Below are 21,128 nucleotides of genomic sequence, written 5' to 3' on the forward strand. Positions count from 1 at the left end.
TCGAAGGAGGGAAGTTGGCATCGAATATCGACCCAGGGTAGGAGTGCCGACGCTGTCCGTCACCCGAATCGGCCCATTGGGGCCGTCGCGTGACATGCCCCGGCCCCCGGACACCGGGGCGGTGTCCGGGGGCCGGACGGAGTTCGGGCCGGAGGGCCGTCAGAGGAGGCCGAGACCGCGGACGGCCTCGCGCTCCTCCTCCAGCTCCCGCACGGAGGCGTCGATGCGCGGCCGGGAGAAGTCGTTGATCTCCAGACCCTGCACGATCTCGTACTTGCCGCCCGCGCAGGTGACGGGGAAGGAGGAGATCAGGCCCTCCGGGACACCGTAGGAGCCGTCGGAGGGAACGGCCATGGAGGTCCAGTCGCCCTCGGGGGTGCCGTTGACCCAGGTGTGGACGTGGTCGATGGCGGCGTTGGCGGCCGAGGCGGCCGAGGAGGCGCCGCGGGCCTCGATGATGGCGGCGCCGCGCTTGGCGACGGTCGGGATGAACTCCTCCGCCAGCCACTTCTCGTCGCCCACGGCCTCGGCGGCGTTCCGGCCCGCGATCTCGGCGTGGAAGATGTCCGGGTACTGGGTGGCGGAGTGGTTGCCCCAGATCGTCAGCCGGCGGATCTCGTCCACCGGGGCGCCGGTCTTCTTGGCGAGCTGCGACAGCGCCCGGTTGTGGTCCAGGCGGGTCATCGCGGTGAACCGCTCGGCCGGTACGTCCGGGGCGGCGGCCTGGGCGATCAGGGCGTTGGTGTTGGCCGGGTTGCCGACGACCAGGACCTTCACGTCGTCCGCGGCGTGGTCGTTGATGGCCCTGCCCTGCGGCTTGAAGATCCCGCCGTTGGCCTCCAGCAGGTCGCCGCGCTCCATGCCCTTGGTGCGCGGGCGGGCGCCGACGAGCAGCGCGACGCCGGCGCCGTCGAAGGCGACGTTCGGGTCGTCGGTGATCTCGATGCCCTTGAGCAGCGGGAAGGCGCAGTCGTCCAGCTCCATGGCGGTGCCCTCGGCGGCCTTCACCCCCTGGGGGATCTCCAGGAGGCGCAGCGCCACCGGCACGTCCGCGCCGAGGAGGTGGCCCGAGGCGATGCGGAACAGCAGCGCGTAGCCGATCTGGCCGGCGGCGCCGGTGACGGTGACATTGACGGGAGTGCGGGTCATGGCGATCTCCGTATACCTGACGGTGGCGGCTGGGTCTCCAACATATCTCTACATCAAGAGACCTGGTGTCAGGCTATCCGACGGCCCCGGCACGGCTGCAGCCGCCCGCGCGGGGCGGCGGGCGGCTGCTCGGGATGGCGCCGTACCCATGGGGGGCGGCGGAGCGCATACCCGGGTTTCCCGGTGTCACGCCACCCGCGGCCCGCCTCCGGCCGGCCGCTCCGTCCGCGCGCCGGTCACCGTGCACCGGCCGTGCACCTCTCGGTGCCCTCCGGGGTCACCAGGCAGGCCGACGGCGCCTTGGGGTCCGCGGCGGCGACCATCGGGGTGTACGCCTCGCCGGACTCGCCCACCTCGCCGCGCTCCGCCGCCTCCGCCGCGGTTATCCGCAGCGTGTCCCCGGGGCCGGCGCCACTGGCCCGGGCCCAGGCCGCCCGGCACACCTCGCTGTACCGGACCTCGACGTACGTCTCGCCCAGCATGGCGTCCGCGACGGTCTCGGCGTGCCGTCCGCCGCAGCCCATGGCCTCCGGGTCCCGGCCGGTGCAGTCCGGTCCGTCGCACTCCACGCCCTCGGGCGGGGCCGGCGCCGACGCGCTCGGGGAGGAGGTCGCCGACGGGGCGGCGGCCCCCTCTCCCTCCCCGCGCAGGGAGAGGACGAACGCGCCGGTGGCCACCAGCACCAGTGCGCTCGCCGCTCCGGCGAGGAGCGGCCCGAGCGGGCGGCGGGCCGGGGACGGCGGGCCGGCCGGGCCCGGCGGGTCGTCGGACCGCTGCCCGCCGGGGTCCGGGGGCGGCGCCCGCTCGGGCCGCTCCTCGCCGGGCGGCTCCTCCCCCAGCGCGGCACGCGCCTGCGCCACCCGGACGGCCTCCATGGTCTCGTCGTGCCGCAGTTCGGCACGGCTCCAGGCCCGTTCCGCCAGCTCCCACAGCGTGCCGAGGTGCCGTATGTCGGTACCGGTCACCTCGGCGAACTCCTGGATCGCGCGACGGGGAGGCAGCAGGCGGCCGTCCAGATAGCGCTCCCAGGACGTCTTGCTGTAGCCGGTGCGGTCGGCGACCGCGACCACGCTCAGCCCGGAGCGGTCGACCAGGCGCCTGAGCTGCCCGGTGAACTCCCGGATCTGCGGATCCAGCTCCTGCGGCAACGCCTTCCAGCGAGGCATCTGCCTCCCCCCTCGTGCATGTGTGCCCGTGCCCCGTCCCTGCCCCCGTCCACGGGGATGTGCGCGACCGCGACATCAGTTCCCGGCGGGGCACACGGAGTGAATCCGAAATATTGTCCCACCGCGCACGGGCTGCCCCGTCTCCACCGGAAAACCGGTGGGCCCGGCGGTGGGCTCCCCCGGCGCACGCAGCCGGAAGAGCGCCCCCTGGCGCCGTCCGGGCGGCTACCGGATCGAGAAGTGGAGGATGCCCTCCAGAAGAGGGATCTCCAGCCAGGGGTTCGGCTGCGCCATCATCGCCAGCAGTGTGATCGTGGCACCCAGCACACCGTAGGTCAGCACGTCCGTGAAGCGGGAGCGCACCGCCAGCATCCCCACCGACGGCACCGACCAGCGCAGCAGGGCGCCGAGGAGCATGGCCGCGCCGATGGTGAGGATGCCCGCGCGGAAGTCGCCGAGGGTCACCAGCAGCCCGGCCGCCGCCCCGGCCAGTACGCACAGCAGCGGCCACTGCCGCGCGGGGGCGGGGGCGTCCCCGGGGGCGGCCCGTCCGCCGCCCTCGGGCCGGGCGGTGTCCCGGGTGATCAGCGGGAAGCGCCGCGAGCGGCGTCGCGGGGCCCCGTCGTCCTTCTCCGCCTGCCGCCCCATGCCGTCGTGCTCCGCCGTCTCCGCCGTGCCGCCGTCGTTCCCGGCGGAGACGGCGTCACCGGTGCTTCCGGTGCTTCCGGTGCTTCCGGTGCTTCCGGTGCTTCCGGCCTCAGCCGACACCGCCCGCCTCCACGGCGCGCTCGGCGGCCCGGACGACGTTCGCCAGCAGCATCGCCCGGGTCATGGGGCCGACGCCGCCCGGGTTCGGGGAGAGCCAGCCGGCGACCTCGGCGACGTCCGGGTGGACATCCCCGACGATCTTCCCGGTGGCGTCCCGGCTGACGCCCACGTCCAGCACGGCCGCGCCCGGCCGGACGTACTCGGGGAGCACCAGGTGCGGCGAACCGGCCGCCGCCACCACGATGTCCGCCTCGCGCAGCCGCGCGCCCAGGTCACGGGTGCCGGTGTGGCACAGGGTCACCGTCGCGTTCTCGGTGCGGCGGGTGAACAGCAGTCCGATGGAGCGGCCGACGGTGATGCCGCGGCCGACGACGGCCACGTTCGCCCCGTTGATCTCCACCCCGTGCCGGCGGAGCAGCTCGATGATGCCGTTGGGTGTGCACGGCAGCGGCGCCGGCTCGTTCAGCACCAGCCGGCCGAGGTTCGTCGGGTGCAGTCCGTCGGCGTCCTTGGCCGGGTCCATCAGCTCCAGGACGCGGTTGGTGTCCACCCCGCGCGGCAGCGGGAGCTGCACGATGTAGCCGGTGCAGGCGGGGTCCTCGTTCAGCTCGCGGACGACGGCCTCGATCTCCTCCTGCCCGGCGGTGCCGGGCAGCTCGCGCTGGATGGAGGCGATGCCGACCTGGGCGCAGTCGCGGTGCTTGCCCGCCACGTACTTCTGGCTGCCCACGTCGTCCCCGACCAGGAGCGTGCCCAGGCCGGGCTGGACGCCGCGGGCCTTCAGGGCCTCGACCCGGGCGGTGAGTTCGGACTTGATCGCGGCTGCGGTGGCCTTGCCGTCGAGAATCTGGGCGGTCATGGGCCCATCCTCCCGGATACGGGGGGCCGGTCTCCAATCGCCCCGGCCCGCCGGGGCCCGCGGCCGCCGGTCCGCCACGGAGCGTGCCGACGCCGCCACACGGCCGCGGCGCCGCGTGCGCGCAGGTCCGCGGAGCGTTCCCGGTGCGTTGCGGAATCGCCACATCCCCCGATCCTGGCTGGACAGTACACCCGTCCGCCCACCACCATGAGGCGCCGTGCCGTCACCGCCGCGAGGCCGGCGGTACGGCGAACGGGGGGAGACACACTCATGCACGGTCCGGCTCTCACGCAGCGCGGCTGCTGGGACGGCGAAGTGTGCCCCCGGGCGTCCTCCGGGACGCCCTACCGGCCCTGATCGTCCCCGACTCTTCCGCTCGGAGGAAACCGCTCATGAGTTACCCCCCGCCGCCCGGCGGCCAGCCGAACCCCTACCAGCAGCCCCAGCAGCCCCAGCAGCCCGGTTACGGCTACCCGCAGCAGGGCGTGCCTCCGCAGGGCGGTTACGGCTACCCGCAGCAGCCCCCGGCCGGGGGCTACCCCGTCCCGCCCGGCACCGTCCAGGCGAACAACGGCTACCTGAACATCGCCTACCTGGGCACGGTCAAGGTCGCCACGATGGGTCAGCGCTTCCTGGCCCGCCTCGTCGACGGTCTGATCATCACCGTGGTGTACTGGATCGCCCTCTTCGCCGGACTGGGCGGCGTGATCGGCCTCTCCTCCGACCTGGAGGACTGCGGCAGCTCCCTCGACCCCGGCTACAACCAGTGCGTCAACGACAACGCCGAGCAGGCCCTCGGCGGCATCGCCGCGATCTTCGCCGTGATCGCCGTGCTCTCGGTGCTGATGCTGGTCTACGAGTGGCTGATGATCGCCTTCAAGGGCGCCACCGTCGGGAAGATGGCGCTCGGCCTGAAGGTCGTCAAGGAGGCCGACGGCCGGCTGCCGGGTGTCGGCGGCAGCTTCATCCGCTACATCATCCCCATGGTCGGCGCGTTCCTCTGCTACATCGGCGCGATCCTGGTCTACCTGTCGCCGTTCTTCGACAACAGCGGCAAGTTGCAGGGATGGCACGACCGGGCAGCGGGAACGGTGGTCATCAAGAAGTAGCGCGGCCCGTCGTACGGGCACCGCGCTCGGGCTCACACGCCGAGGGCCGCGCCGCGGGGGGCAACCCGCGGCGCGGCCCTCGCCGTCCGGCCGCCGCCCCCTACGCCCGGAGGACCGCCATGAGCAGCTCCGACCCGAACAACCCGTACCGGAAGAACCCCTACGACAGCCCCTCGGACCACCCTCCCGGCCACGGGCCGGACGGACCGTCCTCCGGGCACCCGCTGGCACCGCCGCCCGGCCCGTACGGCTCACCGGGCGGGCCGCCCGGGACGATGCCGGGCAAGGTCAACTCGGCCCGGCTGATCCTCTACATCGCCGGCGGGATCCAGGCGCTGTTCTCGCTGCTGGCCATCGTCGTCTTCGCGGCCTCGCAGAACACGCTGGAGGAGACCTACGGCGAGCTGAACGTCGACACCGGCGTGTACTACGTGATGTTCGGCTTCTTCCTGCTCCACGCGCTCGTCGGCATCGCGCTCGCCACGAGGTTCCCGCAGGGCGGCAGCGGGCTGCGGATCGGGGCCATCGTCTGGGCCGCCGTCCTCGTCCTGATCGGCATCGCCGCCATCCCGCTCGGCCTGCTGTGGATGGCCGTGGGCGTCTTCTGCCTGGTGCTGCTGGCCTCGGCCGAGTCGGCGGCCTGGTTCAACCGCCCGCAGGCCTGAATCCCCGCACGGGCGCACGGGCCCGGCGTCCCCGCGGTGCGGGGCCGCCGGGCCCGGTGCCGTACCGGGCCGCCGGGCCCGGTGGGCTCAGTGGACTCAGTGGAAGAAGTGCCGGGTGCCGGTGAGGTACATCGTCACGCCCGCCGCCTTCGCGGCCTCGACCACCTGCTCGTCGCGGACGGAGCCGCCCGGCTGGACCACGGCCCGCACCCCGGCGTCCGCCAGGACCTGGAACCCGTCGGGGAAGGGGAAGAACGCGTCGGAGGCGGCGTACGAGCCGCGGGCCCGCTCCTCGCCGGCCCGCTGGACGGCGAGCTTCGCGGAGTCCACCCGGTTGACCTGGCCCATGCCGACGCCGACCGTGGCGCCCTCCTTGGCCAGCAGGATCGCGTTGGACTTCACCGCCCGGCAGGCGCGCCATGCGAAGGCCAGCTCGGCCAGCTCCGCCTCGCCGAGCGCCTCGCCGGCGGCCAGGGTCCAGTTCGCCGGGTCGTCGCCGCCGGCCTGGAGGCGGTCGACGACCTGGAGCAGCGCGCCGCCGTCGACCGGCTTGTGCTCCAGGCGCGCGGCGGGCGCCCCGGGGCAGCGCAGCACCCGGATGTTCTTCTTGCGGGCGAGCACCTCCACTGCGCCGTCCTCGTAGTCCGGCGCGACGACGACCTCGGTGAAGATCTCGGCGACCTGCTCGGCCATGGCCACCGACACCGGGCGGTTGACGGCGATCACGCCGCCGAAGGCGGACAGCGGGTCGCAGGCGTGGGCCCTGCGGTGCGCCTCGGCGACGTCCGCGCCGACGGCGATGCCGCAGGGGTTGGCGTGCTTGATGATCGCCACGCACGGCTCGGCGTGGTCGTACGCGGCCCGCCGCGCGGCCTCGGTGTCCGTGTAGTTGTTGTAGGACATCTCCTTGCCGTGCAGCTGCTCGGCCTCGGCCAGACCGCCGCTGCCGTCGCTGTAGAGGGCGGCGGGCTGGTGCGGGTTCTCGCCGTACCGCAGGACGCTGCGGCGCTCGTAGGAGGCGCCCAGGAACTCGGGGAAGCCGGAGTCGTCGGCCGGGGCGTAGTCGCCCGCGAACCAGGAGGCGACGGCCACGTCGTACGCGGCGGTGTGCGCGAACGCCTCGGCGGCCAGCCGCCTGCGCTCCGCCAGGTCGAACCCGCCCCCGTCGACGGCCTTCAGCACCTCGCCGTACCGGCCGGGGTTGACGACGACGGCCACGGACGGGTGGTTCTTGGCGGCGGCGCGGACCATCGAGGGGCCGCCGATGTCGATCTGCTCCACGCACTCGTCCGGGGAGGCGCCGGAGGCGACGGTCTGCCGGAAGGGGTAGAGGTTGACGACGACGAGGTCGAAGGGCTCCACCTCCAGCTCCTGGAGCTGCCGGCGGTGGTCGTCCAGCCGCAGGTCGGCGAGGATGCCCGCGTGGACGCGCGGGTGCAGGGTCTTCACCCGGCCGTCCAGGCACTCGGGGAAGCCGGTCAGCTCCTCGACCGGGGTGACCGCCACGCCCGCCGCGGCGATCCGCGCGGCCGTCGAGCCGGTCGAGACGAGCCGCACGCCCGCCGCGTCCAGACCGCGGGCCAGCTCCTCCAGGCCCGTCTTGTCGTAGACGCTGATCAGCGCGCGGCGGACGGGACGCCGGGTGGGCGCGGTGCTCTCGGAGCCTTCAGTCATGACCGAGGATGACCTTTCTTGCCTCAATGCGGTAGCCGTGGCGGGCGAGCCGTCCCACGGTGTCGACGAGCAGCCGTCGCTCGACTTCCTTGATCCGCTCGTGGAGGGCGGACTCGTCGTCCTCATCCCGCACCTCGACCACGCCCTGGGCGATGATCGGGCCGGTGTCGACCCCGTCGTCGACGAAGTGGACGGTGCACCCGGTGACCTTCACGCCGTACGCGAGCGCGTCACGCACCCCGTGGGCGCCGGGAAAGCTGGGGAGCAGGGCGGGGTGGGTGTTGACGAAGCGCCCGCCGAACCGGGCCAGGAACTCCTCGCCCACTATCTTCATGAACCCGGCGGACACCACCAGATCGGGTTCGTACGCCGCCACCGCCTCGGCCAGCGCCCGGTCCCAGGCGGCCCGGCTGTCGTGGTCCCGCACCCGGCACACGAACGTCGGCAGCCCGGCGCGCTCGGCCCGCTCCAGCCCGGCGATGCCGTCGCGGTCGGCCCCGACGGCGACGACCTCGGCGCCGTAGCCGGCCGGTCCCCGTTCGGCCACGGTGTCGAGCAGGGCCTGGAGGTTCGTTCCCGAACCCGACACGAGCACCACGAGGCGGGCCGGGGAGTGGGGGGCGGAGGATCGGGAAGCGGAAGCCACGACGGGGCTCTCTCTCGGATGGGTGGTGCGGCTGTGTGCGGTCGTCCGTGCGGTCGTGCGGGTTCACGGGGGCGTTCGTCCCGGGGAACCCTGTGGCACGGCCGACCGTCGGCAACGATACCGGCACACCGGGCAGCCCCCTCGGGACGGGGGGACGGCCGCCCGGTAGCGTCTGCGCTACGCACCGGTATCCGGCGGCGCGCCGCACCGGGGCCGTCAGCACCGGGCCGGGACGACACCAAGGGGAAGAATCAGACCACATGACGGACCGACGCCGCCGTGCGGCCCTCGCACCTTCGACCGGCACCACGACCGGGACTGTCTCGGTCCTGCTCCGGAAGCGGTGGTCCTTCTCCGGACCGGCCGGCCGGGACACCCGGGACACCCGCAGCCTCCGCGGTTCCTCGGGCCCCTCCGGTTCCTCGGGCTCCTCCGACGACAATCCCTTCGCCCCGCCGCCCGAGGGGCGGCCGGAGCAGCCCTGGCGCCCGCGCCGCCCGCACGGCTCCGGTCCGGAGGACCCCGGGCAGGGCGACGGCGGGAACGGCGACGGGGAGCGGGAGCGGAGCCGTCCCGAGGGCTCCCCGCCGAACTGGGGGAGCCGGTGGAGCAGCCGTCAGCCGCACCGCCAGGGCGGCGACTTCGGCGGGGGCGGCCGTCCCGAGAAGCCCGGCGGCCGGAACGGCGGGGCGGGCGGACCGCGCTGGGACCCGTCCGACCCGGCCCAGCGGCGGGCCCGGTACGCGCTGCTGGCCGGCATGTGGGGCTTCTTCTTCGCCCTCTTCAGCATTCCGTGGCTCGCGACCCCGCTGGGCGCGCTGGCCGTGTACTGGGGGGTGAGCGCGCTGCGGACCAAGCCGCGCGGCACCGCGGGCGCGGACGTGTCCCCGGGCTTCCCGGACCGGGGCGCCCGGCCCGGGGACGTGGCCGGAGCGGCCGGCGGCAACGGTCCGGGGCCCGCTGCGGCGTCCGCGTACCCGGCGGGCGGGCGCGGCGGCAGACCGCAGACGGCGGTGGCGGTCAGCGGCCTGGTGGCGGGCGTCGCCGCCCTGGCGATCATCGCGGCGCAGTTCACCGTGCAGCTCGTCTACCGCGACTACTTCGTCTGTGTGGAGGACGCCCTCACCAACTCCTCCCGGGAGGCGTGCGAGCGGCACCTCCCCGAGGAGCTGCGCCCCCTCTTCGGCGAGCAGAACTGATCCCCGCGCTCCCGCTCCCGCCTCCGCCGCCGGGCGGGTGCCGTGCGGCGAGGATCGGGGCGGAGCGGGGCGGAGCGGGGCCTGCACGTCATACTGCCGGGCCGCGCCGCAGCCGCCGGGCCCGCAGGGCCAGCGCGCCCGGCACCCCCAGGGCGGCGGTCCAGCCCAGCGCGGCCGCGCCGGTGAGCCACCAGTGCGGGCCCAGATGGGCCAGCGCCAGGTTGCCCAGCGGCCCGCCCGACCAGGCCGCCAGCAGCGCCATGGCCGCGCCGCAGCCGCAGGCGGCCAGTACGGCGGCGCACGCGGTCGCACATCCGCCCAGTACCTGCCGCCCCCGCTCGGGTACGGCCGCGCGCGCCACGCTCCGGGCCGTCACCACTCCGGCAGCCAGCGGCACCGCACCCGCCACCGCCCAGGTCAGCGGGGTGCCGGGACCCTCGGCGGGCAGGGCGGCCAGCAGCGGGAAGTCCGGCAGCCGGGGCAGGGCGGTCACGGCCCCCGGCCCCACCTCGCTTCCCCCGCCGAGTGTGAAGCCGGGGCCGAGGCCGTACGACGCGCCCCAGACGGCCGCGTTCGGCGCCAGGGCCAGGCACAGCAGCAGGAGCGCGGCGTGCCCCGCACAGCCGGGGGCCGTCTCGGGGAGCACCGCCGGCTGCGCGCCGTCGCCGGACACCGTCCTCCACAGCAGGGCGCCCGCCGTCAGCAGCCCGCCCGCCGCGCACAGCGCGGCGGTGCCCGCGGCGGCGGCACGCGGTACGGCGACGGCTCCGGGCCGGGTGAGCACCGCCGCCACGGCGCCGAGCGCCCGGCCGGACAACCGGCCGAGCGCCCGGACCGGCGCCGGCACGCGCCGTGCGCACCGGGGCGCCCGGCGGGGCAGGGCCATGGGGCGGCCCAGCCCCGTCCAGGCCCCGGCCGCCGCCACGGCGGCCACCACGGCGGGCAGGCGCGGTGCGGCGCCCAGCGGATCGACCCGGAGGGGACCGGCGGAGGCGTAGCCGGTGGCCGCCGCCGCGACCAGCAGGTACCCGGTGACGACCCAGCCCGCCGCCCGCCACGGCCGGCTCCCGTCCACCACCGTGCGGTCCGCCGGTGAACCGGCCGGTTCACCGTGCGGTTCACCGGCCGCCACGGCCGTCGCGTCGCGCGCCGCGCGGTACAGCAGCCACAGCGGGACGGCGCACAGCAGCAGCGGGGTCAGGCCGACGGGCGCGGGGGCGCCGCTGAGCGTTTGAACGCGGACAAGGGGGGCACCGTGTGCCATCAGCCACAGATCGGCGGCGATGCGCAGGGCGTCGCCGGGACCGCCGTCGGAGCAGGGCGAGGTGGTCCACAGCAGCAGGACGACGACGGTGATCCCGGCCAGGCCCAGCCCGGCCGCCATCACGCCCTCGAGGAGCCGCTCCGCGGGGCGGTCGGGCGCACGGCGGTCCGGCCCGGGCCCGGGGGGACCGGAGGGGCGGTGTGCGGACGGTGTCGTTCCGTGTCGGGCCATGGGATGCACGCCGCCATGCTGCCAACTTCCCCCGTTCGTCCCCGGTAGTGAATAAAACGTCGATGTGTTGCACACAATGCGCAATGGAGCTTTTCGCACAGTACGCCGGTAGGACGTTCACACCGGCATGGCCAATGACGATCCGCGGAGGACGCCGGCATGACGGGCAGCACGACTGAGAAGGTCTCCATCCCCGCCCCCGGGCAGCGGCAGGACGGTCCGCCCGCCCCGGCCGGGGAGGCGGCCGGACGCGAGGAGGCGGCCGGACGCGAGAAAACAGCCCTGCGCGAGGAGCCGGCACCGCCCGGCACCGCGGCGCCGGGCGAGCCCGCCGATGCCTTCGACCTGCTCTACACGCGGCACGCGGAGCCGCTGTTCCGGCAGGTCTGTCTGCTCACCGGTGACCGGCGGCTGGCCGAACGGTCCGTCCGCCACGCGTTCCGGCTGGCCTGGGAGCGGTGGCCGGAGGTCGCCGTGGACCGGAACCCGGCCGGCTGGGTGCGCGCGGCGGCACACGACCACGCCCTCTCGCCCTGGCACCGGCTGGACCCCCGCCACCGTCTCGCGAACGCCCGCCTCCCGGCCGCAGAGGACCGGGAGAACCGGGAGAGCGTGGAGGACCGGGAGAGCGGGGAGGGCCGGAAGGACGGGCTGTCGCGGGAGGCGCTGGAGACGCTGACGGAGGCGCTGCTGGCGCTGCCGCCCTCCTACCGCCGGACCCTGCTCCTGCACGACGGCCTCGGGCTCGGCGCGGCGGAAACGGCCGCCGAGAGCGAGTCCAGCACCGCGGCGGCGGCCGGGCGGCTGATGCACGCGCGCGAGGCGCTGGGCGAGTGCGTGCCCGCCCTGCGGCGCGTCGAGCCGGAGCGGCGGAGGCGGATCATCCGCGCGCTGCTGGAGGAGCTGGCCGCCGCGTGGCCCGTCCCCGCCCTCCCGTCCGCCCGCACCGCGCGGGAGGGCGGCGAACGGCTGGCGCAGCGCCGTACGGGCGCGGTGGTCGCGGCCACCTCGGTGCTGGTGGCCGCGGCGGTGCTCAGCGCGGCCACCGGACCGGTGGGGTACACGCCGCCGGAGGACCGGTCACCGGCCGTCTCCGGGCACTCCCCCGAGCAGCCGGAGAACGGGACCGCGGGCTGAGCCCCGGGCCCGCACCCCGGAGGGTGCGGGCCCGCGCCGTGCGGTGTGCGGACCGTACGGCACCGGGAACCGGTGGTGCCGTACGGGCGGCGGCGGTACGGCCGTCAGCCGGCGAGCGCCTCGCGCGCCAGCCGGGCGGTCTCGGACGGGGTCTTGCCGACCTTCACGCCCGCGGCCTCCAGGGCCTCCTTCTTCGCCTGGGCGGTGCCGGAGGAGCCGGAGACGATGGCGCCGGCGTGGCCCATGGTCTTGCCCTCCGGGGCGGTGAAGCCCGCGACGTAGCCCACGACCGGCTTGGTGACGTTGGCCTTGATGAAGTCGGCGGCCCGCTCCTCGGCGTCGCCGCCGATCTCGCCGATCATCACGATCAGGTCGGTGTCGGGGTCGGCCTCGAAGGCGGCGAGGGCGTCGATGTGGGTGGTGCCGATGATCGGGTCACCGCCGATGCCCACGCAGGTCGAGAAGCCGATGTCGCGCAGCTCGTACATCATCTGGTACGTCAGCGTGCCGGACTTGGAGACCAGGCCGATGCGGCCCGGCTTGGTGATGTCCGCCGGGATGATGCCCGCGTTGGACTGGCCGGGGGTGATCAGGCCGGGGCAGTTGGGGCCGATGATCCGGGTCTTGTTGCCCTTGGAGCCCGCGTAGGCCCAGAACTCGGCGGTGTCGTGGACGGCGATGCCCTCGGTGATCACCACGGCGAGCGGGATCTCGGCGTCGATGGCCTCCTTGACCGCGTCCTTGGTGAACTTCTCCGGGACGAAGACGACGGTGACGTCGGCGCCGGTGGCCTCCATGGCCTCCTTGACGCCGCCGAAGACGGGTACTTCGGTGCCGTCGAAGTCGACCGTGGTGCCCGCCTTGCGCGGGTTCACCCCGCCGACGATGTTGGTGCCGGACGCCAGCATGCGCCGGGTGTGCTTCTGGCCCTCGGAGCCGGTCATCCCCTGGACGATGACCTTGCTTTCCTTGGTGAGGAAGATAGCCATGGTGTGTCGGTGTCCTCGTCCCTCGTTACTTGGCGGCCAGCTCGGCGGCCCGCTCGGCCGCACCGTCCATGGTGTCCACCTGCTGCACCAGCGGGTGGTCGGCGTCGGTCAGGATCTTGCGACCCAGCTCCGCGTTGTTGCCGTCGAGGCGCACCACCAGCGGCTTGGTGACGTCCTCGCCCTTGTCCTTCAGCAGCTTCAGGGCCTGGACGATGCCGTTGGCGACGGCGTCGCAGGCGGTGATGCCGCCGAAGACGTTGACGAAGACGGACTTCACGTCCGGGTCGCCGAGGATGATCTCCAGGCCGTTGGCCATCACCTCGGCGGAGGCGCCGCCGCCGATGTCGAGGAAGTTGGCGGGCTTGACGCCGCCGTGGTTCTCCCCGGCGTACGCCACGACGTCCAGGGTGCTCATGACCAGGCCCGCGCCGTTGCCGATGATGCCGACCTGGCCGTCGAGCTTGACGTAGTTCAGGCCCTTGGCCTTGGCGGCGGCCTCCAGCGGGTCGGCCGCGGCCTTGTCCTCCAGGGCTGCGTGGTCCGGCTGGCGGAACTCGGCGTTGGCGTCCAGGGACACCTTGCCGTCCAGCGCGATGATCCTGCCCTCACCGGTCTTGACCAGCGGGTTCACCTCGACCAGGAGGGCGTCCTCCTTGACGAAGACGTCCCACAGCCGACGCAGGACGTCGACCACCTGGTCGGCGATCTCGGCCGGGAACCTCGCGGCCTCGACGATCTCGCGGGCCTTGGTCTCGGTGACGCCCTCGACGGCGTCGACCGGGATCTTGGCCAGGGCCTCGGGCTTGGTGGCCGCGACCTCCTCGATCTCGACACCGCCCTCGACGGACGCCATGGCGAGGAAGGTGCGGTTGGCGCGGTCCAGCAGGAAGGAGACGTAGTACTCCTCCGCGATGTCCGCGGTCTGGGCCAGCATCACCTTGTGGACGGTGTGGCCCTTGATGTCCATACCGAGGATCTGACGGGCCTTCTCCACCGCGTCCGCCGGGTCGGAGGCCAGTTTCACACCGCCCGCCTTGCCCCGGCCGCCGGTCTTGACCTGCGCCTTGACAACCGCGCGACCGCCGAGTCGCTCGGTCACCTCGCGCGCCGCCTCGGGCGTCTCGATGACTTCACCGGCCAGCACCGGTACCTCATGCTTGGCGAAGAGGTCCCTCGCCTGGTACTCGAACAGGTCCACGCGCGTCCGTCCCCTAGTCAGTGGTTTCGCGGTTCGTTGTCAGCGTGGGCGTGCCGCGTGGCCGCGGCGTCTGCGAGGGCGCGCGGCATGTCCGCCTTGCAGGTTAGTCCCGTCCGTGTGCCCCGCATAAATCCGACCTCACACCTGTTCGGTGACAACGGTCACAGCCGGAGGGCCTCATTCCGCTCCCGGCCGGGATGTGCGGCTTCTCTCCGCGCGCTCCGCACGGCTGTGCGGAGGGGGCTCACGGAGCGGCCTCGCGGAGCGACGGGGAGGGGCGGCCGCAGGCCCGCCGCCCGTCGGGGCCCTCCCGGCCCACGGGGCAGCCGGAGACATCCGCTGCGGGCATGTCCGGGTTTCCGGCCGACGCGGCGAGCGCGCATGGCGGGGCGGGCGCGTCCCGCACCCGCCCCGCCACCGGGTCAGTCCTCCGGTACCGGCAGGGGGCGCTTCTCCAGGGCCGCCGCCATCACCTCCGGGAAGTGGTCGGGAGTGCAGGCGAAGGCGGGCGCGCCGAGTGCGGCGAGGGCCGCGGCGTGCTCCCGGTCGTAGGAGGGGGCGCCCTCGTCCGAGAGGGCCAGCAGTGTGACGAACTGCACGCCCGCGCCCTTCATCGCGGCGACCCGTTTGAGCATCTCGTCGCGGATGCCTCCTTCGTAGAGGTCGCTGATGAGGACGACGACGGTCTCGGCCGGGCGGGTGATCCTCGACTGGCAGTAGGCGAGCGCCCGGTTGATGTCGGTGCCGCCGCCGAGCTGGGTGCCGAACAGCACGTCCACCGGGTCGTCGAGTTCGTCGGTGAGATCGACGACGGAGGTGTCGAAGACGACCAGCCGGGTGGCGAGGGAGCGCATCGAGGCGAGCACGGCGCCGAAGACGGAGGCGTAGACGACCGAGGCTGCCATCGAGCCGGACTGGTCGATGCAGAGGATGACGTCCTTCTTCACCGCCCGGGAGGCGCGGCCGTAGCCGATGAGCCGCTCGGGCACGACCGTCCGGTGCTCGGGCAGGTAGTTCTTCAGGTTCGCCCGGATGGTGCGGTTCCAGTCGATGTCGCGGTGCCGGGGGCGGTGGACCCGCGCGGACCGGTCGAGGGCGCCGGTCAGAGTCGCCCTGGTGCGGGTGGCGAGCCGCTTCTCCAACTCCGTCACCACCTTGCGGACGACCGCGCGGGCGGTCTCCCGGCTGGTCTCGGGCATCGCCCTGTTGAGCGAGAGCAGTGTGCCGACCAGCTGGACGTCCGGCTCGACGGCCGCCAGCATCTCCGGCTCCAGCAGCAGCGCCGACAGACCGAGCCCGTCGATGGCGTCCCGCTGCATGACCTGGACGACGGAGGTGGGGAAGTAGGTGCGGATGTCCCCCAGCCAGCGGGCCACACCGGGTGCGGACGCGCCCAGTCCGGCCGTCCGGCGTCCCGCGCCGGAGTTCCGGTCGCCCCTCCCGGGGCCGTCACCGCCTCCGTACAGCGCGGCGAGGGTGCGGTCCATCGCCTCGTCCCGGCCGGACAGGGCGCAGCCGGTGCCGTCGGCGTCCGCCCCGCCGCCGAGGACCAGCCGCCAGCGGCGCAGCCGCTCGTCCGCCGCGCCGTCCGCCGCCTCGGGCGCCGTGCCGTCCACCGCTCCGTTCACCGCGCCGTCCGTCCTGTCCGGGCTGCCCGCCCCGCCTGCTCCGCCTGTCCCGCCTGTGCTGTCGGCGCTCTCCGCCGCGCCGTCCGGCACGGTCCGGGCCGTGGTCCGGCCGCTCATCGCACGGTCACCGCCTCCCGTTCCGTACCGGCGGCGTCCGCGGGGAGCGGGCCCAGCAGCAGCCGCAGAGCCGGCAGTACGGCGTCGGCCCGGGCCTCGTCCAGTCCCGCTCCGAAGCCGGGCGCCGTCTCCCCGGTGTCCGCGCCCGGCCCGCCCCGGCCGTCCGGCCCCGCCGGGCCGCGCCGGACCAGCTCGCCGACCGTGCGCCGCACCCCCGGCTCGTACGCGGCGAACGTCCGGCGCAGCAGCGGCAGCACGTCCGTGAACGCCTCCCCCGGTATCCCGGACAGCCAGGTGTCGACCAGGGCCAGCAGCCGCTCGTCGTGGACGAGCAGCATCCCGCCGTCCGCCAGGAAGCCCTCGACCCAGGCCGCGGCGTCCCCGGGCGCGGTGCCCGGGGAGAGGGCCAGGCCCATCAGCCGGGCCGCCTCGCCGTCCGGGAGCCGGCCGTCGTCCAGCAGCAGCCGGGCGCAGCGGCCCCTCAGCAGCCCGGGGACCCGGTCACGCCCGGCGAGGGTGCGCAGCACCGCCCGCCAGCGGGTGAGCAGGTCGGCCCGCTCCAGCAGGACGATCGCCCGGTGGGCGGCGTCCAGATGGCCGCGCAGCTCGGCCGCGCCGTCGGCGTCGAGCCCGGCGCAGGCGGGCGGCAGCCCGACGCACACCCGCTCGGCGAGCCCCTCGGCGACCTCGCGCAGCGCGGTGGCGTCCGTGCCGCGCACGTCGCCGTAGCGGACGGAGCGCACCAGCGCGGGCAGGGCCTGGGCGAGATGGCCGACATCGGTGTCGAGGGCGGCGCGGTCGGCGAGGACGCGCATCACCACGGGCAGGGCGTCGCCCAGCCCGGCGGGCAGGCAGCGCTCGGCGAGCTCGGTGACCTCGACCAGCGACTCCGCCGCCCGGGCCAGTGCCTCGGCCCGGGCGGTGGCCGCGGCGGCCACGGTGGTGCCCCACACCCCGGCCTCGGCGATCCGCACCGACAGCTCGGGCCGCCAGCACAGCCGCCAGGTCTCCCGGAAGGTGCCGGTGCCGCCGGTGCGGCTCGCCGCCGGCTCGCCCCAGTCGACGCCGAGCAGCCGCAGCCGGTGCAGCAGTCTGCTGCGGGCGGCGGCGTTCTCCTCGCGCAGATCGAGCTCCAGCTCCCGCTCGCGTGCCTCGGGCTTCAGCCGCAGCGACCGCTGGAGGCGGGCCAGATCGCGCTGGAGCGGCACGGCCGGCGCCTCGTCGGGCACCTCGCCGAGGACGTCGCCGACGGTCAGCCGGTCGTGGACGAGGGCGAGCGGCACGTCCGAGCCCTCGCACAGCACGGCCCGGGTCGCGTCGATCGTCTCGCCCAGGCCGGGCAGCGGGCGGCCGCGCAGGGCGGCGAGGGTGTCCGCGAGCCGTACCGCCTCGATGACGTGCGCGGAGGACACGGCGAAGTCCTCCGCGCGCAGCAGCCGGGCGACCTTCGTCAGCCACCGCTCGACGGGCCGGTCGGGCGCGGTGAACAGATGTCCGTACCAGCCGGGGGAGGTGATCCCCGCGCCGTAGCCGCTGCGCCGGGCGAGCCGCTCGTGGGTCCAGGGCACCCAGGTGATCTCCGTCCTGGCCTTCGGCAGCCCCTTCAGCAGCTGCCGGTCGGCGGTGACGGTCGTCCGCGCGGTGAGCGCGGGCACGTGCCAGGCGCCGCAGACGACGGCGACGCCGTCGTCGCCGAACTCACGGCGCGCCTCCCGCAGCCGCAGCCGCATATGGGCCTCGCGGACCGCGTCGCGCCGGTGGCCGCCGTCCCCGGTGGTGCCGCCGTGCGCCTCGCGCAGGGCGGCCATGGCGTCGGTGAGGACGGCGAAGGGCGCGTACGGATCGGCGGCCGGTCCCGTCTCCCCGCGGTGAGCGCCGTGGTGGCCGCCGCGGTGCTCCACGACGTCCTCCCACCAGCGCTCCGGGTCGTCGTGGCCGGCCGTCTCGGCGAGCACCCGCAGCGGATCGAGGCGGAGCTCCCGGCCTCCCGGGGCCTCCTCCCCCGCCGGCCCCCCGTCACCGTTCCCGTCGCCGTCTCCTTCACCGTCGCCGTCACCGCCGTCGTCCATCGCCAGCGAGTGGGCCGCGGGCAGGTCGAAGAACCGCACCGGCACGCCGTGCGCCAGCGCCCAGCGGATGGCCACCCACTCCGGGGAGAACTCCGCCAGCGGCCAGAACGCCGCCCGGCCCGGCTCGTCCGCCACATGGGCCAGCAGCGCCACCGGCGGGCGCATCTCCTCGTGCCCCGCCAGCGCCACCACGGCATCGGCCTCCGGCGGGCCCTCCACCAGCAGCACCCGCGGCGCACGGGCCGCCAGTGCCGCCAGGACCGCCCGCGCCGACCCCGGGCCGTGGTGGCGCACGCCCAGCAGCAGCGGCCCCGCCGGGCCGGCGCCGGCCGCGGTCACGCGCTCACCTCGCGGCAGGCGCGGTAGAAGTCCTTCCAGCCCTCGCGCTCGCGGACGACCGCCTCCAGGTACTCCTGCCAGATCACCCGGTCGGCGGCCGGGTCGCGCACGACGGCGCCGAGGATGCCCGCGGCCACGTCACCCGCGCGCAGCACTCCGTCGCCGAAGTGGGCGGCCAGCGCCAGCCCGCCGGTGACCACCGAGATGGCCTCGGCGGTCGACAGGGTGCCGGAGGGTGACTTGACCTTGGTGCGGCCGTCGGTGGTGATCCCGTCCCGCAGCTCGCGGAAGACCGTGACGACCCGCCGTATCTCGTCGACGCCGTCGGGAACGGCCGGCAGGTCCAGCGAGCGGCCGAGCTGCTCCACCCGCCGCGTCACGATGTCCACCTCCGCCTCGGCCGTCTCGGGCAGCGGCAGCACGACGGTGTTGAAGCGGCGGCGCAGGGCGCTGGAGAGCTCGTTGACGCCCTTGTCCCGGTCGTTGGCCGTGGCGATCAGGCTGAACCCGCGGACGGCCTGGACCTCCTCGCCCAGCTCCGGAACCGGCAGCGTCTTCTCCGACAGGATGGTGATCAGGGTGTCCTGCACATCGGCCGGGATGCGGGTCAGCTCCTCGACCCGGGCGATCTTGCCCTCGGCCATGGCCCGCATGACGGGGCTGGGCACCAGTGCCGCGCGGCTCGGGCCGTGCGTCAGCAGCTGCGCGTAGTTCCAGCCGTAGCGGACGGACTCCTCCGCCGTGCCCGCCGTGCCCTGCACCAGCAGCGTGGAGTCGCCGCTGACGGCCGCCGCCAGATGCTCCGAGACCCAGGTCTTGGCGGTGCCGGGCACCCCGAGCAGCAGCAGGGCCCGGTCGGTGGCCAGGGTGGTGACGGCCACCTCGACGATCCGGCGCGGCCCGACGTACTTGGGGCTGATGACCGTGCCGTCCGGCAGGGTGCCGCCGAGCAGGTAGGTCGCCACGGCCCACGGCGACAGCCGCCACCGCTCCGGGCGCGGCCGGTCGTCGGCGGCGGCCAGGGCGCTCAGCTCCCCGGCGAAGGCGTCCTCGGCGTGGGGCCGCAGGGCGGCCGGTGCGCTGCCGGTGCTGTCGGTGGTGCCGGTGGTGTCGGGCACGTCTCCCCCTCGCAGGCGGTCGTTCCGGTTCGTCACCACGATGCACGGCGCCACTGACAATCCGGTCCGGCCCGGCAGCGGGCCGGACCGGATTGTCAGTGGCGGCTCGTACGGTCGATCACATGCTGCTTCACACGGAGAGCCGTCTTGTGATTCCGGTCTGTGAGAGCGACGAGGGCGTCGGGGTACGGGACGACGGCGAGAACCACGCGTCCCTGTGGTGAAAGGCGGGGAGTTGAGCGCAGGGGAGACCCGCTGGACGGCGGAGCAGGTGCTGGGGCTGGCGCCCGACGCCGCGTCCCGCAAGGCGGGCGCCAGGCTGGCCGCGCCCGGTCCGTGGTCCGGCACCGGGGCCGGGCAGGGGGCGGTGTGGGGGGAGTGCAGGGGCAGCGGCAGCAGTCCGTACCGGACGGTGGTGGACCTCGCCGGGGAGGCCGCGCCGGGGTACCGGTGCAGCTGCCCCAGCCGGAAGTTCCCCTGCAAGCACGCGCTGGGGCTGCTTCTGCTGTGGGCGGCGGACGGGCCGGGCGAGGGCGGGGAAGGCGTACCGGAGACGCCGGATGCGGTGCCGGACTGGGCCGGTTCCTGGCTCTCGGGCCGCCGGCAGCGGGCGGAGCGGGCCCGGGAGGAGGCGGCCGCCGTCCGCGAGGGGGAGCGGGCGGCGGGCCCCGCCGATCCGGCGGCGGCCCGGCACCGCGCCGAGCGGCGGGCCGCGCGGATCGCGGCGGGCGCCACCGAGCTGGAGCGGCGGCTGGCGGATCTGCTGCGCGGCGGGCTGGCGGGCGCGCAGCAGTCGGGGTACGCCGGCTGGGACGAGACGGCCGCGCGCATGGTGGACGCCCAGGCGCCGGGGCTGGCCGCACGTGTGCGGGAGCTGGGGGCCGTCCCCGGCTCCGGCCCCGGCTGGCCCTCCCGGCTGCTGGCGGAGTGCGCGCTGCTGCACCTGCTCGACCGGGCCGTCCTGCGGCTGGACGAACTGCCCGGACCGCTGGCCGCGACGGTGCGCTCCCGGGTGGGGCTCACCGTGGAGACCGCCGAGGTCCTCGCCGACCGCGACGCGCTGGTGCGCGACCGGTGGCTGGTGCTCGGGCGGGACGAGGCCGAGGAGGGGAGGGTGACGGCGCGCCGGGTCTGGCTGTACGGCCGGGAGAGCGGGCGCACGGCGCTGCTGCTGTCGTTCGGGGCGGCCGGGCAGGCGCCCCCGGATCCGATGCTGCCGGTCGGCTCCGCGCTGGACGCCGAGCTCGCCTTCTACCCGGGCGCCCGGCCGCTGCGGGCCGTCCTCGGCCGGCGCCACACGGCCCCGGAGCCCGACGCCGTGCCGCCGGGGACGGCCGTCCGCGGGGCGCTGGCCGCCTACGGCGCGGCCCTGTGCGACGACCCCTGGCTGGACGGCCGGCCGGCGGTCCTGGCGGATGTGGTGCCCGTACCGGCCGGGGAGGGCTGGCAGCTGGCCGACGCCGAGGGCGAGGACGCGCTGCCGGTGCCGGTGACGGCGGCGACGCGCTCCCGGATGTGGCGGCTCGCCGCCGTCTCCGGCGGCGAGCCGGTCACCGTCTTCGGCGAGTGCGGACACCTGGGCTTCACCCCGTACACGGTCTGGACCGGCACCGCGGCCGACACCGCTTCGGGCCGGGCACCGGGCGCCGCGATACCGCTGGGCCCGGCGGAGCCCCTGGGAGGGACGGCATGAACTGGGCAGAACTGGTCGCCGCCGCGCTGCTGGGCGCCGAGCGGCGCACTCCGCCCGGCGGCTCGGTCGAGGCGCTGCTGGACGCCGCCGCGGTGGAGACCGTACGGCGC

Annotated in this window: 17 protein-coding genes; 5 read left to right on the top strand and 12 right to left on the bottom strand. The window is 75.2% G+C overall.

Annotated elements, in window-relative coordinates; genetic code table 11:
- Positions 1-159: 159 nt before the first annotated feature.
- The 4 genes from V1L54_RS08345 to V1L54_RS08360 form a co-directional block, all read right to left on the bottom strand.
- Positions 160-1,149: a malate dehydrogenase gene (locus V1L54_RS08345; RefSeq protein WP_330117247.1), complete on the bottom strand. Its 990-nt coding sequence runs from the start codon at positions 1,147-1,149 to the stop codon at positions 160-162.
- A 236-nt stretch (positions 1,150-1,385) separates the two neighbouring features.
- Positions 1,386-2,315 carry a helix-turn-helix domain-containing protein gene (locus V1L54_RS08350; protein ID WP_330117248.1) on the bottom strand — a complete coding sequence of 310 codons (930 nt, stop codon included), beginning with the start codon at positions 2,313-2,315 and terminating at the stop codon, positions 1,386-1,388.
- 225 nt (positions 2,316-2,540) lie between these two features.
- Positions 2,541-3,083, bottom strand: a complete 543-nt coding sequence (locus V1L54_RS08355) for a DUF3017 domain-containing protein (RefSeq protein ID WP_443076537.1) — start codon at positions 3,081-3,083, stop codon at positions 2,541-2,543.
- A complete protein-coding gene (locus V1L54_RS08360; protein ID WP_330117249.1) occupies positions 3,073-3,942 on the bottom strand; it encodes a bifunctional methylenetetrahydrofolate dehydrogenase/methenyltetrahydrofolate cyclohydrolase in 870 nt (289 codons plus the stop codon). The genes V1L54_RS08355 and V1L54_RS08360 overlap by 11 nt, the downstream gene beginning before the upstream one ends.
- 392 nt (positions 3,943-4,334) lie before the next feature.
- Here V1L54_RS08360 and V1L54_RS08365 point away from each other — a divergent pair, with 392 nt between their 5' ends.
- Positions 4,335-5,051 carry an RDD family protein gene (locus V1L54_RS08365; RefSeq protein ID WP_330117250.1) on the top strand — a complete coding sequence of 239 codons (717 nt, stop codon included), beginning with the start codon at positions 4,335-4,337 and terminating at the stop codon, positions 5,049-5,051.
- Between the two features lie 119 nt (positions 5,052-5,170).
- The gene (locus tag V1L54_RS08370; protein WP_330117251.1) at positions 5,171-5,716 is read left to right on the top strand and encodes a hypothetical protein; all 546 of its coding nucleotides are present in this window, start codon (positions 5,171-5,173) and stop codon (positions 5,714-5,716) included.
- Positions 5,717-5,812: 96 nt separating this feature from the next.
- Here V1L54_RS08370 and purH read toward each other — a convergent pair whose 3' ends face one another.
- Together purH and purN are read right to left on the bottom strand one after the other, a co-directional pair.
- A complete protein-coding gene (gene purH, locus V1L54_RS08375; protein WP_330117252.1) occupies positions 5,813-7,390 on the bottom strand; it encodes a bifunctional phosphoribosylaminoimidazolecarboxamide formyltransferase/IMP cyclohydrolase in 1,578 nt (525 codons plus the stop codon).
- Positions 7,383-8,036: a phosphoribosylglycinamide formyltransferase gene (purN, locus tag V1L54_RS08380; RefSeq protein WP_330117253.1), complete on the bottom strand. Its 654-nt coding sequence runs from the start codon at positions 8,034-8,036 to the stop codon at positions 7,383-7,385. Before purN ends, purH begins: the two co-directional genes overlap by 8 nt.
- Before the next feature lie 260 nt (positions 8,037-8,296).
- Between purN and V1L54_RS08385 the strand changes: the two genes are divergently transcribed.
- The gene (locus tag V1L54_RS08385) at positions 8,297-9,235 is read left to right on the top strand and encodes a hypothetical protein (protein WP_330117254.1); all 939 of its coding nucleotides are present in this window, start codon (positions 8,297-8,299) and stop codon (positions 9,233-9,235) included.
- Positions 9,236-9,323: 88 nt separating this feature from the next.
- Here the strand turns inward: V1L54_RS08385 and V1L54_RS08390 are convergent, their stop codons facing one another.
- Positions 9,324-10,730 (bottom strand): cell division protein PerM, encoded by a 1,407-nt coding sequence (locus V1L54_RS08390; RefSeq protein WP_330117255.1) that lies wholly within the window; start codon positions 10,728-10,730, stop codon positions 9,324-9,326.
- 159 nt (positions 10,731-10,889) lie between these two features.
- Between V1L54_RS08390 and V1L54_RS08395 the strand changes: the two genes are divergently transcribed.
- Complete coding sequence (locus V1L54_RS08395; protein ID WP_330117256.1) at positions 10,890-11,867, top strand: RNA polymerase sigma factor; 978 nt, start codon at positions 10,890-10,892, stop codon at positions 11,865-11,867.
- A gap of 104 nt (positions 11,868-11,971) precedes the next feature.
- On the opposite strand, the gene sucD is transcribed toward V1L54_RS08395, so the two are convergent.
- From sucD to V1L54_RS08420, 5 genes are all read right to left on the bottom strand, one after another.
- A complete protein-coding gene (gene sucD / locus V1L54_RS08400; protein ID WP_330117257.1) occupies positions 11,972-12,856 on the bottom strand; it encodes a succinate--CoA ligase subunit alpha in 885 nt (294 codons plus the stop codon).
- Positions 12,857-12,881: 25 nt separating this feature from the next.
- The gene (gene sucC, locus V1L54_RS08405) at positions 12,882-14,054 is read right to left on the bottom strand and encodes an ADP-forming succinate--CoA ligase subunit beta (RefSeq protein ID WP_330117258.1); all 1,173 of its coding nucleotides are present in this window, start codon (positions 14,052-14,054) and stop codon (positions 12,882-12,884) included.
- Between the two features lie 422 nt (positions 14,055-14,476).
- Positions 14,477-15,799, bottom strand: a complete 1,323-nt coding sequence (locus V1L54_RS08410) for a VWA domain-containing protein (protein ID WP_330117259.1) — start codon at positions 15,797-15,799, stop codon at positions 14,477-14,479.
- Complete coding sequence (locus tag V1L54_RS08415) at positions 15,796-18,207, bottom strand: DUF5682 family protein (protein ID WP_330117260.1); 2,412 nt, start codon at positions 18,205-18,207, stop codon at positions 15,796-15,798. Before V1L54_RS08415 ends, V1L54_RS08410 begins: the two co-directional genes overlap by 4 nt.
- Positions 18,204-19,325, bottom strand: a complete 1,122-nt coding sequence (locus V1L54_RS08420; RefSeq protein ID WP_330117261.1) for an ATP-binding protein — start codon at positions 19,323-19,325, stop codon at positions 18,204-18,206. The genes V1L54_RS08415 and V1L54_RS08420 overlap by 4 nt, the downstream gene beginning before the upstream one ends.
- A gap of 235 nt (positions 19,326-19,560) precedes the next feature.
- On the opposite strand from V1L54_RS08420, the gene V1L54_RS08425 reads away from it, so the two are divergent.
- Complete coding sequence (locus tag V1L54_RS08425) at positions 19,561-21,018, top strand: SWIM zinc finger family protein (protein ID WP_330117262.1); 1,458 nt, start codon at positions 19,561-19,563, stop codon at positions 21,016-21,018.
- Positions 21,019-21,128: the final 110 nt, after the last annotated feature.

Origin of the sequence: Streptomyces rubellus, assembly GCF_036323805.1 — a bacterium.
GTDB lineage: Bacteria > Actinomycetota > Actinomycetes > Streptomycetales > Streptomycetaceae > Streptomyces.

Excerpts from the sequence above, each read along its gene's own strand:
- V1L54_RS08345 (WP_330117247.1), bottom strand. The coding sequence starts at position 1,149 with ATGACCCGCACTCCCGTCAATGTCACCGTCACCGGCGCCGCCGGCCAG.
- V1L54_RS08350 (WP_330117248.1), bottom strand. The coding sequence starts at position 2,315 with ATGCCTCGCTGGAAGGCGTTGCCGCAGGAGCTGGATCCGCAGATCCGG.
- V1L54_RS08360 (WP_330117249.1), bottom strand. The coding sequence starts at position 3,942 with ATGACCGCCCAGATTCTCGACGGCAAGGCCACCGCAGCCGCGATCAAG.
- V1L54_RS08365 (WP_330117250.1), top strand. The coding sequence starts at position 4,335 with ATGAGTTACCCCCCGCCGCCCGGCGGCCAGCCGAACCCCTACCAGCAG.
- V1L54_RS08370 (WP_330117251.1), top strand. The coding sequence starts at position 5,171 with ATGAGCAGCTCCGACCCGAACAACCCGTACCGGAAGAACCCCTACGAC.
- purH (WP_330117252.1), bottom strand. The coding sequence starts at position 7,390 with ATGACTGAAGGCTCCGAGAGCACCGCGCCCACCCGGCGTCCCGTCCGC.
- V1L54_RS08385 (WP_330117254.1), top strand. The coding sequence starts at position 8,297 with ATGACGGACCGACGCCGCCGTGCGGCCCTCGCACCTTCGACCGGCACC.
- V1L54_RS08390 (WP_330117255.1), bottom strand. The coding sequence starts at position 10,730 with ATGGCCCGACACGGAACGACACCGTCCGCACACCGCCCCTCCGGTCCC.
- V1L54_RS08395 (WP_330117256.1), top strand. The coding sequence starts at position 10,890 with ATGACGGGCAGCACGACTGAGAAGGTCTCCATCCCCGCCCCCGGGCAG.
- sucD (WP_330117257.1), bottom strand. The coding sequence starts at position 12,856 with ATGGCTATCTTCCTCACCAAGGAAAGCAAGGTCATCGTCCAGGGGATG.
- V1L54_RS08410 (WP_330117259.1), bottom strand. The coding sequence starts at position 15,799 with ATGAGCGGCCGGACCACGGCCCGGACCGTGCCGGACGGCGCGGCGGAG.